General features: G+C 70.8%; 14 protein-coding genes and 1 other RNA gene. 13 read left to right on the top strand and 2 right to left on the bottom strand.

Translation table 11 applies throughout. The annotated features are described in order from the left end of the window. Window positions 1–42 precede the first annotated feature (42 nt). Together PKE44_RS00885 and PKE44_RS00880 are read left to right on the top strand one after the other, a co-directional pair. Complete coding sequence (locus PKE44_RS00885) at window positions 43–711, top strand: glutathione S-transferase N-terminal domain-containing protein (RefSeq protein ID WP_324547770.1); 669 nt, start codon at window positions 43–45, stop codon at window positions 709–711. Further along, complete coding sequence (locus PKE44_RS00880; protein WP_324547769.1) at window positions 708–1,094, top strand: ClpXP protease specificity-enhancing factor; 387 nt, start codon at window positions 708–710, stop codon at window positions 1,092–1,094. Before PKE44_RS00885 ends, PKE44_RS00880 begins: the two co-directional genes overlap by 4 nt. A 62-nt stretch (window positions 1,095–1,156) precedes the next feature. Here the strand turns inward: PKE44_RS00880 and PKE44_RS00875 are convergent, their stop codons facing one another. Both PKE44_RS00875 and PKE44_RS00870 read right to left on the bottom strand, forming a co-directional pair. After that, on the bottom strand, window positions 1,157–1,756 hold the full coding sequence (locus PKE44_RS00875) for a BON domain-containing protein (RefSeq protein ID WP_324547768.1): 600 nt from the start codon (window positions 1,754–1,756) through the stop codon (window positions 1,157–1,159). Window positions 1,757–1,792: 36 nt separating this feature from the next. Further along, the gene (locus tag PKE44_RS00870) at window positions 1,793–2,098 is read right to left on the bottom strand and encodes a YraN family protein (RefSeq protein ID WP_324547767.1); all 306 of its coding nucleotides are present in this window, start codon (window positions 2,096–2,098) and stop codon (window positions 1,793–1,795) included. A 114-nt stretch (window positions 2,099–2,212) separates the two neighbouring features. On the opposite strand from PKE44_RS00870, the gene rsmI reads away from it, so the two are divergent. The 11 genes from rsmI to ftsW all read left to right on the top strand — a co-directional run bounded on the left by rsmI (window position 2,213) and on the right by ftsW (window position 13,929). Then, window positions 2,213–3,079, top strand: a complete 867-nt coding sequence (gene rsmI / locus PKE44_RS00865) for a 16S rRNA (cytidine(1402)-2'-O)-methyltransferase (protein ID WP_324547766.1) — start codon at window positions 2,213–2,215, stop codon at window positions 3,077–3,079. A 39-nt stretch (window positions 3,080–3,118) separates the two neighbouring features. Next, an RNA gene (gene rnpB, locus PKE44_RS00860) (RNase P RNA component class A) lies at window positions 3,119–3,475 on the top strand. A 334-nt stretch (window positions 3,476–3,809) separates the two neighbouring features. Continuing rightward, window positions 3,810–4,265 (top strand): division/cell wall cluster transcriptional repressor MraZ, encoded by a 456-nt coding sequence (gene mraZ, locus PKE44_RS00855; protein WP_324547765.1) that lies wholly within the window; start codon window positions 3,810–3,812, stop codon window positions 4,263–4,265. 4 nt (window positions 4,266–4,269) lie between these two features. Next, window positions 4,270–5,205 carry a 16S rRNA (cytosine(1402)-N(4))-methyltransferase RsmH gene (gene rsmH, locus PKE44_RS00850; protein ID WP_324547764.1) on the top strand — a complete coding sequence of 312 codons (936 nt, stop codon included), beginning with the start codon at window positions 4,270–4,272 and terminating at the stop codon, window positions 5,203–5,205. Further along, window positions 5,202–5,615 (top strand): cell division protein FtsL, encoded by a 414-nt coding sequence (gene ftsL, locus PKE44_RS00845; protein ID WP_324547763.1) that lies wholly within the window; start codon window positions 5,202–5,204, stop codon window positions 5,613–5,615. The genes rsmH and ftsL overlap by 4 nt, the downstream gene beginning before the upstream one ends. Beyond that, on the top strand, window positions 5,612–7,402 hold the full coding sequence (locus PKE44_RS00840; RefSeq protein WP_324547762.1) for a penicillin-binding protein 2: 1,791 nt from the start codon (window positions 5,612–5,614) through the stop codon (window positions 7,400–7,402). The genes ftsL and PKE44_RS00840 overlap by 4 nt, the downstream gene beginning before the upstream one ends. Continuing rightward, window positions 7,402–8,874 (top strand): UDP-N-acetylmuramoyl-L-alanyl-D-glutamate--2,6-diaminopimelate ligase, encoded by a 1,473-nt coding sequence (locus PKE44_RS00835; RefSeq protein WP_324547761.1) that lies wholly within the window; start codon window positions 7,402–7,404, stop codon window positions 8,872–8,874. The genes PKE44_RS00840 and PKE44_RS00835 overlap by 1 nt, the downstream gene beginning before the upstream one ends. Beyond that, window positions 8,871–10,244, top strand: a complete 1,374-nt coding sequence (gene murF, locus PKE44_RS00830; RefSeq protein WP_324547760.1) for a UDP-N-acetylmuramoyl-tripeptide--D-alanyl-D-alanine ligase — start codon at window positions 8,871–8,873, stop codon at window positions 10,242–10,244. The genes PKE44_RS00835 and murF overlap by 4 nt, the downstream gene beginning before the upstream one ends. Before the next feature lie 4 nt (window positions 10,245–10,248). Continuing rightward, window positions 10,249–11,331: a phospho-N-acetylmuramoyl-pentapeptide-transferase gene (gene mraY, locus PKE44_RS00825; protein WP_324547759.1), complete on the top strand. Its 1,083-nt coding sequence runs from the start codon at window positions 10,249–10,251 to the stop codon at window positions 11,329–11,331. A gap of 7 nt (window positions 11,332–11,338) precedes the next feature. Next, the gene (gene murD, locus PKE44_RS00820) at window positions 11,339–12,730 is read left to right on the top strand and encodes a UDP-N-acetylmuramoyl-L-alanine--D-glutamate ligase (RefSeq protein ID WP_324547758.1); all 1,392 of its coding nucleotides are present in this window, start codon (window positions 11,339–11,341) and stop codon (window positions 12,728–12,730) included. Beyond that, window positions 12,724–13,929 (top strand): putative lipid II flippase FtsW, encoded by a 1,206-nt coding sequence (ftsW, locus tag PKE44_RS00815; RefSeq protein WP_324547757.1) that lies wholly within the window; start codon window positions 12,724–12,726, stop codon window positions 13,927–13,929. The genes murD and ftsW overlap by 7 nt, the downstream gene beginning before the upstream one ends. Window positions 13,930–14,030: the final 101 nt, after the last annotated feature.

Here is a 14,030-nt window from a genome sequence, read left to right as displayed (position 1 = left end):
CGCCCCGCGTCCCGCATCCCGCCGATCTATCCGGAGAGGGCCATGGCCGGAGCAGCCAGCCGCAGATCGACCCTGACGCTGTATTCGCTCTGCAACTGCTGCCACTGCCACCGCGTGCGTCTGGTGCTGCTGGAAAAGGGGCTGGACCCGGAGTTCGTCTGGGTCAATCCCGCCAGCCCGCCCCCCGACCTGCTCGAAGCCAGCCCCGGCGGCCATCTGCCGACGCTGGTCGATCGCGATGTCGTGCTCTACAACGACCGCGTCATCATCGAATACCTCGACGAGCGCTATCCGCATCCGCCCATGCTCGCGACCGACCCGGCCGGTCGTGCCCGCCAGCGGCTGGCGCTCGCCCGCATCGAACAGGATCTGTACGCGCAGCTGCCGCGGCTGTCGCGCAGCGTGCGCGAGGAGCGCGAGCTGGCGCGCGAGGCGCTGCGTTCGCAGCTCGTGGCCGGCGCCGCGGTGTTTGCGGCGCGCCCGTACTTCCTCGGCACCGACTACAGCCTGATCGACGCGACGCTGGCGCCGCTGCTGTGGCGCCTCGCGCACTACGGCATCGAACTGCCGCCCGAGGCGGCGCCGGTGCTCGAATACGCGGCGCGCATGTTCGCGCGGCCGGCGTTTCGCCAGAGTCTGAGTGCGGTCGAGCAGGAAATGCGCGACGATGGTCCCGCCGCCCGCCCCCCGTCCAGCGAGACCGTGCGATGACCTCCAATCGCCCCTATCTGATCCGGGCCTTGTACGAATGGATCCTCGACAACGCCATGACCCCGCACATCCTCGTCAACGCCAGGGTCGAGGGGGTCGACGTGCCGCCGCAGCACGTGCATGACGGTCGCATCGTGCTGAACGTCAGCCCGAGCGCCGTGCATGGCCTGGCGATGGGCAACGACCACATCGAGTTCAGTGCCCGCTTCGGCGGGCTGGCGCGCACCGTGCGCGTGCCGGTGGTGGCGGTGATGGCGATCTACGCGCGCGAGAACGGTCAGGGCACGGCCTTCCCGGACGAGCCGGGCAGCGAACCGCCGCCGTCGCCGTCCCAGCCCGAGCGTGGCAGCGGCAAGCGCCCGGCGTTGAAGCTCGTCAAGTAATTCGTCAAGCAATTCCGGGCAGGCAGGCGCCCGTTCAGCCGCGCGCCCGGTTCCCGGGCGGATCAGCGGTCGATGTACTCGAACAGCCGCACGACCTTCTGCACGCCCGGCACGCTGCGCACCGCTGCCGTGACCGACTCGGCTTCGGCGCTGCTCACCAGCCCCATCAGATAGACGATGCCGCGTTCGGTCACGACCTTGACCCGGGTCGGGTCGAAGTCGCGGATGCCGTCGACGTTGAACAGCGCCGTCTTCGCGCGCGTCGTCAGCCAGGTGTCGTTCGAGCGGCTGGCGAGCGTGCTCGCCGGCAGGATGGCAGCCTCGTTGAACACCTGCCGCACCTCGGCGACACGGCGCACGACGGCTTCGGCCTGCTGGCGCGTGGCCTCGTCGGGCACCTCGCCGCAGATCAGCACGCTGCGGTTGTAGCTCGTGACGTTCAGGTGCGAGCGGGCACTGATGCCGTGACGGTCGAGCTCGGCGACCGCTTTCATCTCGATGCTCTCGTCCTCGACGACGGTGCCGGCCGTGCGCCGGTCGTGCGCGACGCTGACCGCGGCCGCGCCACCGGCGACGACGCCGGCGCAGCCGCTCGGGCCGCCGAGGAAGACAAGGCCGCTCAGGCCGAGCACGGGGAGCAGGTGCAGGGTTCGGCGAATCATGTGTGCGGGATTCCGTAGGCAGGCGGGTACGCGGTTTCAGTCGGCGCGAAAGGCGTCGCGTACCCATTCGTAAACGGGATGGCCGTCCGGGCCGGGCGAGATGCCGACCACGTCGAAGCGGCACGGCAGCGTATCGCCGTGCTGTTGCAGGTAGACTGCCGCGGCCCGCAGCAGGCGGCGCTGCTTGCCGGCCGTGACGCTTTCGAGCGCCGTGCCGAAGCCGCAATCGCGGCGGAAGCGCACCTCGACGAACACGAGGGTGCCGGTCTCGTGCATCACGAGATCGATCTCGCCGGGCCGGCAGCGGAAATTGCGCATCAACGGTTTCAGGCCCTGCTGCACCAGCCAGGCTTCGGCCAAGGCCTCGCCGGCCGCGCCGCGCAGCAGATGGGCAGGCCGGCCGGCGCCGGAGGTCATGGCGCCGGAGCCCTGCCACACATCTTCCGGAGTCCTGTCGTGTCCGTACGCATCGGCATCTTATACGTGGTGGCCACGCCGATCGGCAATCTGCTCGATCTGAGTCCGCGCGCGCAGCAGACGCTCGCGTCGGTCGAGCGGGTGGCGGCCGAGGATACCCGCCACAGCGGTGCGCTGCTGCGCCATTTCGGCATCCATACGCCGCTGGTGTCGGTGCACGAGCACAACGAGCGCGACCGCTGCGCCGGACTGGTCGGGGAGCTGCTCGCCGGCCAGTCGCTGGCGCTGGTGTCCGATGCCGGCACGCCGCTGATTTCCGATCCGGGCTATCACCTCGTGCGTGCCGCGCAGGCGGCCGGCATCGAGGTGGTCGCCGTGCCCGGTCCGAGCAGCCTGATCGCTGCGCTGTCGGTCTCGGGGCTGCCGACCGATCGCTTCGTGTTCGAAGGTTTCCTGCCGGCCCGAGCCGCGGCCCGCCGTGCACGGCTGTCGGAACTGGCGGCCGAGACGCGCACGCTGGTGCTGTTCGAGTCCAGCCACCGCATCGCCGAGAGCCTCGCCGATCTCGCCGAAACCTTCGGGCCGGCGCGCGAGGCGGCCATCGCCCGCGAGCTGACCAAGCGCTACGAATCCGTGCGCCGGGCCGGGCTCGGAGCGCTGGCCGCGCATTTCGCAGCGAGCGAGGAGGAGCGCCGCGGCGAGTTCGTCGTGCTCGTGCAGGGCGCCGAGGCGCCCGATGCCGGGGCCGGAGCGGATGCCGGGGCCGAGCGCGTACTGCGCCTGCTGCTCGCCGAGCTGCCGCTCGGGCGCGCCGTGGCGCTGGCGGCGAAGATCACCGGTGCCCGCAGGAACGTGCTGTACGCACGGGCGCTGGAGCTGTCCGGCGACGGGGCATCCGGCGCATGACTTGCCCTGCCGTCGGTGGCCGCGCAGAATCCGCGCCCGGAAGTCGGCCGGACGATCGCGGCCCCCGCGTGCGGGGGCGGAGGAAAGTCCGGGCTCCGCAGGGCAGGGTGCCAGGTAACGCCTGGGGGGCGTGAGCCCACGGAAAGTGCCACAGAAAACAAACCGCCCAAGTCGCCGCGAGGCGAACGGCAAGGGTGAAAAGGTGCGGTAAGAGCGCACCGCGGCGCTGGCAACAGTCGCCGGCACGGAAAACCCCACCCGGAGCAAGACCAAATAGGGGAGCGCCAGCGTGTGGCCCGCACGGCTCCCGGGTAGGTCGCTACAGGCGTCCGGTGACGGGCGTCGCAGATGAATGATCGTCCTCGACAGAACCCGGCTTACAGGCCGACTTCCTCCTTCCTGAATCTCCCTGTTTCCAGCCCCGGCTTGCGGTTCGCCGCAAGCCGCGCGGCTGTCTGTCCGTGCGGCGGGGGACATGACGTTTTCCGGCGGTGGCTGACAGCGGTTTGCTCCTGAATGGTGCAATGCGGCATCGGCAGTCCGGTGGCTGTTGTGGGGGCGCAACCCATGTTGTATGCGCACCGATAAGCTGTTGTAGAAAAAGCAAAACCGTGGCGTCCGCGGGCCGTGTTCTCCTTGACAGGCTTCCGGCGCGGTTCCTATAGTGGGAAAACGTGGAACGTAGTGGGACAGTCGGGCAGGCCGCGGTACGGCAGCGAGGATCAGGCGCTTGTTTCGCGGGATTTCCCCTCTTTCGCTCGACAGCAAGGGACGGCTCTCGATCCCCGCCCGGTTCCGGGATCGGCTCTCCGAAAGTGGCAGTGACCAGGTGGTCGTCACGATCGATCGTGACGGGTGTCTCCTTTTGTATCCGCTGCCGGTCTGGGAGCAGGTGGAAGCGCGACTGGTGCAGCTGTCGAGTACGAACCGCGCCGCCCGCAGCCTGAAGCGGTTGCTGATGGGGCACGCCGAGGAACTGCAACCCGACGGCTCGGGGCGTCTGCTGATACCGGCGCCGCTGCGGGAATTCGCGAAGCTCGAAAAACATGTGGTGCTGGTGGGGCAGGGGAACAAGTTCGAGCTCTGGGACGAGCAGACCTGGTATCGGCTGCGCGAGCAGTGGCTGGCCGAGGACGGCGGCGAGGCAGGCTCCCTGCCCGACGATCTGGAATCGCTCTCCTTCTGAAGTCATGACCTCCACCCTGCTTCATCAAAGCGTGCTGCTGCACGAGGCCGTCGATGCCCTGAACGTGCGGGCACGGGGCTGCTATCTCGATGCCACCTTCGGCCGCGGCGGTCACGCCCGCGCGGTGCTGGCGCGCCTCGGGGCCGACGGCTGCCTGCTGGCCCTCGATCGCGATCCGGAAGCGGCCGCCGAGGCGCGTGCGCTCGCGGCCATCGATCCCCGCCTGCAGTTCGTGGCCGGTCCGTTCAGCGGGCTGGCGGCGGCCGTGCGGGCGCACGGTCTCGAAGGCCGGCTCGACGGCATACTGTTCGATCTCGGCGTCTCGTCGCCGCAACTCGACGATGCGCGTCGCGGCTTCAGCTTCCAGCAGGACGGGCCGCTCGACATGCGCATGGATCCGGCCGGCGGGCCGAGTGCAGCCGAATGGCTGGCGGCGGCCGGCGAGGCGGAGATTTCCCTGGTGCTGCGCGATCTCGGCGAGGAGCGTTTTCACCGGCGCATCGCCCGGCGCGTCGTCGAGACCCGCGCTGAAACCCCGATTGCCAGCACCGCGCAGCTTGCCGGCCTCGTGGCCGCCGCCGTGCCGACGCGCGAGCGCGGCAAGCATCCGGCGACGCGCGCCTTCCAGGCGATCCGCATCCACGTCAACCGCGAACTCGACGAATTGCAGGACGCACTCGCGCAGGCCGTCGGGCTGCTCGCGCCCGGCGGCCGGCTCGCCGTGATCAGCTTCCACTCGCTGGAAGACCGCATCGTCAAGCGCTTCCTGCGCGCCGGCGCGCGCGGCCAGGAACTGCCGCCCGGGCTGCCGGTGACCGGCGGGCCGAGCGGCGCGACGCTGAAGCTCATCGGCAAGGCCGTGCAGCCGTCCGCGGCCGAGATCGACGCCAATCCGCGCGCGCGCAGCGCCGTGCTGCGCGTCGCCGAGAAGCTGCCATGAACGCGCCGCTGCCGCTCCTGACGACCGAGGTCACGGTCGCTCCCGTCGAAGTCGCGGTGCCGCCGCCGGTTGCCGAGACCGAAAAGCCGCAGGCTGCCGAGGCCGGGCGACTCGTCGACGAGCCGGCCGAGCACGACCCGGTCGGCCAGAACCTCGGCACGGTGCTGGTGCTGGTGCTGACGATCCTCGCCACCGGTGTCGGCATCGTCTGGAGCAAGCACCAGAGCCGCAAGCTGTTCGTCGAGCTGCAGGGGCTGCAGAAGGTCCGCGACGACCTCGACATCGAATGGAACCAGCTGCAGCTGGAGCAGAGCACGCTCGCGACCGAGTCGGTGATCGACCAGGCCGCGCGCACCCGGCTGGACATGGGCATACCCGCGCCCGAAGCGGTCATCTACGTGATCCGATGAAACGCTCTCCGTCATCGCCGTCGCGCAAGCTGCGCGCGTCCCCGGGCAGCTGGACGACCAATCGCCGCAAGCTCGTCCTCGGCCTGTTCGCGCTGGCCGCGCTCGGCATCGTCGCGCGCGCCGTCTACCTGCAGCTGATCGATACCGAATTCCTGCAGGGCCAGGGCGACGAGCGCTTCCTGCGCAGCGTCGAGGTGCCGGCACACCGCGGCATGATCACCGACCGCCACGGCGAGCCGCTGGCGGTCAGCTCGCCGGTCGACAGCGTCTGGGCGCATCCGCCGACGCTGCTCGCCAACCGCGAGCGCCTGCCGGAGCTCGCACGCCTGCTCGGCATGACCCCCTCGGAACTCGAAGCCAAGGTCCTGTCGCGCGAGAAGAAGGAATTCATGTATCTGCGTCGCGCGCTCGAACCCGATGCCGCCGCGCGCATCCAGGTGCGGGCGATTCCGGGCGTGTTCCTGCAGCGCGAATACCGGCGCTTCTATCCGTCGGCCGAGGTGACCTCGCACCTGCTCGGCTTCACCGACATCGACGACGACGGTCAGGAAGGCATCGAGCTGGCGTGGAACTCGACGCTGCAGGGCGTGCCCGGCGAGAAGCGCGTGATCCGTGACCGCTACGGCCACACCGTCGACGAAGTCGAGAGCGTGCGCGAGCCGCAGCCCGGACGCACGGTGACGCTGTCGATCGACCGGCGCATCCAGTACATCGCCTACCGCGCGGTCAAGGCCGCGATGCTCGAACACGGCGCTGCCGCCGCCACTGCCGTCGTGCTCGACGTGCAGACCGGCGAGGTGCTGGCGATGGTCAACCAGCCCGGCACCAATCCGAACGATCGCGGCGCGATCCGCGGCGACCTGCTGCGCAACCGCGCGCTGACCGACGTTTACGAACCCGGCTCGGTCATGAAGCCGTTCACGGTGGCGATGGGCCTCGAAAGCGGCAGGTTCCGGCCGGACACGCCGATCAGCACCAGCCCCGGCCACATGAGCGTCGGGCGCTACACGGTGCGCGACACGCACAACTACGGCCTGATCGACGTGACGCGCGTGATCGTCAAGTCGAGCAACGTCGGCGCCACCAAGATCGCGCTGGCGCTGCCGGCCGAGCGGCTGTGGGACCTGTTCCGCAAGCTCGGCTTCGGGCGCACCAGCGGCATCGGCTTCCCGGGCGAGCAGGGCGGGTGGCTCGCGCACTACTCGCGCTGGAGCACGATCAGCCACGCCAACCAGAGCTTCGGCTACGGCATCTCGATGACGCCGCTGCAGCTCGCGCGGGCCTACGCGGCGCTCGCCTCCGGCGGCGTGATCCGGCCGGTGTCGCTGGTCAAGCTCGACCGGGCGCCGGAGGGCGAGCGCATTTTGTCCGAGGCCACGGTCAGGAAGCTGATGCCGATGATGGAAGCCGTCGTCAGCCGCGACGGCACGGCGATCCAGGCGAGCGTCGCCGGCTACCGCGTCGCCGGCAAGACCGGCACCGTCCACAAGATCGTCGGCCGCGGCTACGCGAAGAACAACTACTACTCGGTGTTCGCGGGCTTCGCGCCGGTCAGCAAGCCGCGGCTGGCGATGGTCGTCATCGTCGATGACCCGAAGGGCAAGTCCTACTACGGCGGGCTGGTCGCCGCGCCGGTGTTCAGCAAGGTCATGGCCGGGGCGCTGCGCGTCATGAACGTGCCGCCGGACAACATCGTCGATCCGCGCCTGACGCCGGCGCGGCCGGTGATGGCAAGCACGACGGCACCGGCTGCCGCGCCGGCGACGGCGAAACGGGAGCGTCCGTGATGCTGCCGCTGTCCGTCCTGCTCGCCGGATTCGCCCGCGACGTGCCTGAACTGCCGGTCACGGCGCTCGCGCTCGACAGCCGCACCGTGACCCCGGGGGCGGTGTTCTGCGCCGTGCGCGGCCACAGCGGCCACGGTCTCGACCACGTGCAGCAGGCGATCGGGCGCGGTGCGAGCGCCGTGCTGTGGGAGCCGCCGGCCGCGGCACCGCTGCTGCCGGTGCCGGCGATCCCGATCGAACGGCTCGGCCGGCAGGTCTCACAGCTGGCGAGCCGGCTGTACGGCATCCCGTCGCACGCGCTGGCGGTGCTCGGCGTCACCGGCACCGATGGCAAGACCTCGTGCACGCACTTCCTCGCGCAGGCGCTTTCCGAACCCGGACGCCCGGCGGGCCTGCTCGGCACGCTCGGCTACGGCCTCTGGGGCGGACCGTTCGAGAGCGCCTCGCACACGACCCCCGATGCGATCGGCGTGCAGCAGCGCCTCGCCGCCTTTGTCGAGGCCGGCGTGCGTCACGCGGCCATGGAAGTCTCCTCGCACGCGCTCGATCAGGGGCGGGTCGAGGCCGTGCACTACGCCTGCGCGATCCTGACGCACCTGAGCCGCGATCACCTCGACTATCACGGCACGGCCGCGGCCTATGCGGCGGCCAAGATGCGGCTGTTCGCCGAACTCGACATCGGCGCCGCGGTGCTGAACCTCGATGACGCCTTCGGGCGTTCGCTGTGCACGGTGGCGCGCGCGCCGATCCACGGCTACGGCCTCGATGTGCTCGACACCGAGGGGCTGGCCGGCTGGGTGCAGGGCAGCGAGCCGGTCTGCGACACCGACGGCCTGCGCCTGAGCGTGCACACCCACCTCGGGGCCGCCGAACTCGCGAGCACGCTGCTCGGGCGCTTCAACGCCCAGAACCTGCTCGCCTGCCTCGCGGCGCTGCTCGCGCTCGGCATGCCGCTCGATGAGGCCGTCGGCCGGCTTGCGCGCTCGCGCACGGTGCCGGGGCGCATGGAGCGCTTCGGCGGCGGTGCGGACCGCCCGCTCGCGGTCGTCGACTACGCCCACACGCCGAACGCGCTGCAGTCGGTGCTGACCGCGCTGCGCGCGCACACGGCCGGACGGCTGTACTGCGTGTTCGGCTGCGGCGGCGATCGCGATGCCGGCAAGCGTCCGCTGATGGGCGCGGCCGCCGAGCGCCTCGCCGATCGCGTGATCCTGACCAGCGACAATCCGCGCAGCGAGGACCCGCTGGCGATCCTCGCCGACATCCGGGCCGGCTGCGCCGAGCCCGCGCGCGTGCAGGTCGAGCCCGAGCGCGCCGCGGCCATCCGCCAGGCGCTGGCGGCGGCCCGCCCCGGGGACGTGGTGCTGATCGCCGGCAAGGGCCACGAGGATTACCAGATCATCGGCAGCGAACGGCGCGTGTACAGCGACCGCGCCGAGGTCGCCGCCCTGTTCGGGGAGACATCTGCATGAAGCCGCAGCCGCTCTCGCACCTCGCGACCGGACTGTGCGCCGAACTGACCGGCCACGACACCGAAGTCCGCGGCGTGTCGACCGATTCGCGCACGATCGTGCCCGGCGAGCTGTTCGTCGCGCTGGCCGGCCCGAACTTCGACGGTCACGCCTGGGTCGCGACCGCGGCCGCGCGCGGGGCCTGCGCGGCGCTGGTCGCGCATCCGCAGCCGCTCGACCTGCCGCAGCTGCTGGTGCCGGACACCCGGCTCGCGCTCGGGCGGCTCGGTGCGCTGGCGCGCGCGGCCTTCCGCGGTCCGGTGATCGGCCTGACCGGCTCCAACGGCAAGACCACGCTGAAGGAGATGTCGGCGGCGATCCTGCGCCGGCGCGCCCGGGTGCTGGCGACGCGCGGCAACCTGAACAACGACATCGGCGTGCCGCTGACGCTGCTCGGCCTCGATGAGGATCACGACTGCGCGGTCATCGAGATGGGTGCCAACCACCCCGGCGAGATCGCCTACCTGACCGCCCTGGTGCAGCCCTCGGTCGCGATCCTCAACAACGCCGGTCCCTGCCACCTCGAAGGCTTCGGCAGCCTCGACGGCGTCGCGCGCGCCAAGGGCGAGATCTTCACCGGGCTCGGTGCGCAGGGCGTGGCGATCCTCAACGCCGATGACTGCTACTTCGGCTACTGGCGCGAGCTGGTCGGCGCCCGCCCGGCGCTGAGCTTCGGGCTGGACGCACCGGCCGACGTGAGCGCCGTCGTCCTCGATGCCGCCACGCAGCGCGTGCGCCTGAGCCTGCCGCAGCGGGAGCACATCGAGTTCGAACTGCCGCTGAGCGGCCGGCACAACCTGCGCAACGCCTGCGCGGCCGCCGCCGCGACCTATGCGCTCGGCGCGGGCGCCGAAGACATCGCCGCCGGCCTTGCGTCGCTGCATCCGGTCGCCGGGCGCCTGCAGCGCCTCGCCGGCCTGCACGGCGCGACGCTCGTCAACGACGCCTACAACGCCAATCCGGCCTCGCTCGCCGCCGGGCTGGAGACGCTGGCGGCCGAGCCCGGCGAGCACTGGCTGGTGCTCGGCGACATGGGCGAGCTCGGGGCCGAGGCCGACGCGCTGCACGCCCAGAGCGGCGAGCGCGCGCGTGCCTGCGGCTTCGCGCGCCTGTACGCGCTGGGCAGCCGCAGCCGGCACGCGGTGCGGGCCTTCGGTGCCGGTGGCCGGCACTTCGACGACATCGACAGCCTGACGGCGACGCTCGCGGCGGATCTCGCCGCCGGCGTGGCGCCGACGATTCTGGTCAAGGGCTCGCGTTCGATGCGCATGGAGCGCGTCGTGCGGGCCCTCGATCCCCATGACCACGACCCCCTGGCGGGAGCGCACTGAACAAATGCTGGTTTTCCTGGCCGAGCTGCTGACCCAGCTGTACAGCGGCTTCAATGTCTTTTCGTACCTGACGCTGCGCGCGATCCTCGGGCTGCTGACGGCGCTGCTGCTCGCGCTGCTGGTCGGGCCGGTGATGATCCGCCGGCTGTCGCAATACCAGATCGGCCAGCAGGTGCGCAGCGACGGGCCGCAGACGCACCTGAAGAAGGCCGGCACGCCGACGATGGGCGGCGCGCTGATCCTGGTCGCGATCGCGGTCTCGACGCTGCTGTGGGCGGACCTGCGCAATCCCTACGTGTGGATCGTGCTCGGCGTGACGCTGGCCTTCGGCGCCATCGGCTGGGTCGATGACTACCGCAAGCTGGTCAAGAAGAACAGCAAGGGCCTGTCGGCGAAGGAGAAATACTTCTGGCAGACCATCGCCGGCGCGCTCGCCGCGCTGCTGCTGTACCTGATCGCCAAGACGCCGGTGTCGACGCAGCTGATCGTGCCGTTCTTCAAGCACGTCGCGATCGACCTCGGTCCGTGGTTCCTGCTGCTCGCATACCTGACCATCGTCGGCTCCAGCAACGCCGTGAACCTGACCGACGGCCTCGACGGTCTGGCGATCATGCCGACGGTCATGGTCGCCGGCGGCCTCGGCGTCATCGCCTACGTGACCGGCAACTCGGTGTTCGCCGGCTATCTCGGCATCCCGTACATCTCCGGCGTCGGCGAGATGATCGTGTTCTGCGGCGCGATCTTCGGCGCCGGCCTCGGCTTCCTGTGGTTCAACGCCTATCCGGCGCAGGTGTTCATGGGCGATGTCGGCGCGCTCGCGCTCGGCGCTGCCCTCGGCATCGTCGCCGTGATCGTGCGTCAGGAGATCGTGCTGGTGATCATGGGTGGCGTGTTCGTCATGGAGACCGTGTCGGTGATCCTGCAGGTCGGCTCGTACAAGCTGACCGGCCGGCGCATCTTCCGGATGGCGCCGATCCATCACCACTTCGAACTCAAGGGCTGGCCGGAGCCGCGCGTGATCGTGCGCTTCTGGATCATCACGGTGATCCTCGTGATGATCGGCCTGTCCACGCTGAAGATCCGGTGAGCCGCCCATGGTCATGGTCCCGGCTCCCCGTCCCGATCTCCACGGCCTGACGCTGGTCGTCGGGCTCGGCGTCTCCGGCCTGTCGGCGGCGCTCGCGCTCGCGCACCTCGGCGCGAGCTTCGCCGTCGTCGACACGCGCAGCGCACCGCCCGGGCTCGCCGAGCTCGATCGCATCGCCCCTGAGGCCGAGGTCTGCTGCGGCGACTTCGGATTGATTCAGGCCGAAGCCCTGTTCGCGCGCGCCGCCCGGCTGATCGTCAGCCCCGGCATCAGCGTGCGCACGCCGGCGATCGCCGCCTGCGCGGCGCGCGGCGTGCCGGTCTGGGGCGACATCGAACTGTTCGCGCGCCTGACGGACGTGCCGGTGATCGGCATCACCGGCTCGAACGGCAAGTCGACCGTGACCACGCTGCTCGGCGAGATGGCCACCGCCGCCGGCGTGCGTCCGGCGGTCGGCGGCAACCTCGGCACGGCGGCGCTCGATCTGTGGCTCGAACGCGAGGCCGCCGGCGACGTGCCGGGGCTGTACGTGCTGGAGCTCTCCAGCTTCCAGCTCGAAACCACGCACTCGCTCGCCTGCGTGGCCGCGACCGTGCTGAACGTCAGCGCCGATCACCTCGACCGCTACGACGGCATGGACGACTACGCCGCGGCCAAGGCGCGGCTGTTCGAGCGCGCCGCCGTGCAGGTCGTCAACCGCGACGATGCGCGCGTGCGCGCGATGATCCGGCCGGAGCGGCCGGTGATCGGCTTCGGCAGCGACCGGCCGCCGGCTGCCGGCGACTACGGCCTCGAACGCCACGGCGACACGATCCGGCTGATGCACGGCGCCACGGCGCTGCTCGATGCCGCGGAGCTTCGCATCGGCGGCCTGCACAACGCCCTGAACGTGCTCGCGGCGCTCGCACTCGGTGCGGCCGCCGGCCTGCCGCTGGCGCCGATGCTCGCGGCGGCGCGGGCCTTCGCCGGCCTTGCGCACCGCACGCAGCTGGTCGCCGAGCACGCCGGCGTGCGCTGGTATGACGATTCCAAGGGCACCAACGTCGGGGCGACCGTCGCGGCGATCGCCGGCCTGCCCGGCCGGCTGGTGCTGATCGCCGGCGGCGACGGCAAGGGCCAGGACTTCGCGCCGCTCGCCGAGGCCCTCGACGGCCGCGCCCGCGCCGTCGTGCTGCTCGGGCGCGATGCGCCGCGCATTGAGGCAGCGCTTGCCGGGCGCCTGCCCTGCGAGCGGGTCGCGGACATGGAGCAGGCGGTCGCGCGCGCCGCCGCGCTCGCGCAGCCCGGCGACATCGTGCTGCTGTCGCCGGCCTGCGCGAGCCTCGACATGTACCGCAGCTACGCCGAACGCGGCCGGCTGTTCGCGCAGGCTGCACGGCGGGTGGCCGGCTCATGCTGAACGTCGTCATCGACCGCGTGCGCCACGTCGCGCCCGACCATGACCGGCTGGCACCGCTCGACCCGTGGCTGGTGTTCCCGGCCATCGGCCTGATCGCCTTCGGCGTGCTGATGGTGACCTCGGCCTCGATGCCGATCGCCGACCGTCAGGCCGATGCGCCGCTGTACTTCCTGTACCGCGAGTTCGCCTACGTCGCCCTCGGCCTGCTGCTCGGCTGGCTGGCCTTCCAGGTCGAGGTCGAGACCTGGTATCGCCGCGGACCGGCGATCCTGATGGTTGTCGGCGTGCTGCTGGTGCTGGTGCTGATCCCCGGCATCGGCCGGCGCGTCAACGGTTCGTGGCGCTGGATCAACCTCGGCATCATGAACGTGCAGGTCTCGGAGCTCGCCAAGCTCGCGTCGATCCTGTACGTCGCCGGCTATCTGCGCCGCCACGCGCAGGCGCTGCGCGAGTCGATCGTCGCGATGATCCGGCCGCTGATGGTGCTCGGCGTGCTGGCGCTGCTGCTGCTGATGGAGCCGGACTTCGGCGCGACCATGGTCATCATCGCCGTCGCGCTCGGGCTGGTGTTCCTCGGCGGCGTCAACTTCTGGCAGTTCTCGGCGATGCAGCTGCTCGTGGTCGGCGGCATGGCCGTGCTGCTGTGGTCCTCGCCGTACCGGCGCGCGCGCCTGTCGAGCTTCCTGAACCCGTGGGAAGACCCGTTCAACAAGGGCTTCCAGCTCACGCAGTCGCTGATCGCGATCGGCCGCGGCGAGTTCGACGGCGTCGGACTCGGCGCCAGCGTGCAGAAGCTCTTCTACCTGCCCGAGGCCTACACCGACTTCATCTTCGCGATCATCGCCGAGGAGCTCGGCCTGCTCGGCGTGCTCTGCGTGCTCGCGACCTATCTGGTCATCGTCGTGCGCAGCTTCCAGGTCGGCGCGCGCTGCGAGCGCCTGCGCCAGCCCTTCGGCGCCTCGGTGGCCTACGGCATCGGCCTGTGGATCGGCTTCCAGGCGCTGATCAACATGGGCGTGAACATGGGCGTGCTGCCGACCAAGGGCCTGACGCTGCCGTTCATCAGCTACGGCGGCTCCTCGCTGGTCGTCATGTGCATCGCCTACGCGATCCTGCTGCGCGTCGATGCCGAATCGCGGCTCGAAGAGGACCCGAAGCTCAGGCGCGACCGGCTGCTTGCGAAGGTGCGCGCGCCATGAGCACACCGGTTCCGATGCCGGCCGGCGGCGCGCCGGTGCTGGTGATGGCCGGCGGCACCGGCGGCCACGTGTTCCCGGCGCTCGCCGTCGCCGCCGAGCTG

Origin of the sequence: Plasticicumulans sp., from assembly GCF_035331805.1 — a bacterium.
In the GTDB taxonomy this organism is placed as follows: Bacteria; Pseudomonadota; Gammaproteobacteria; order Competibacterales; family Competibacteraceae; genus Plasticicumulans.
Note: the sequence above shows the minus strand (reverse complement) of the source record. Positions and strands in the feature narration are given on the sequence as shown.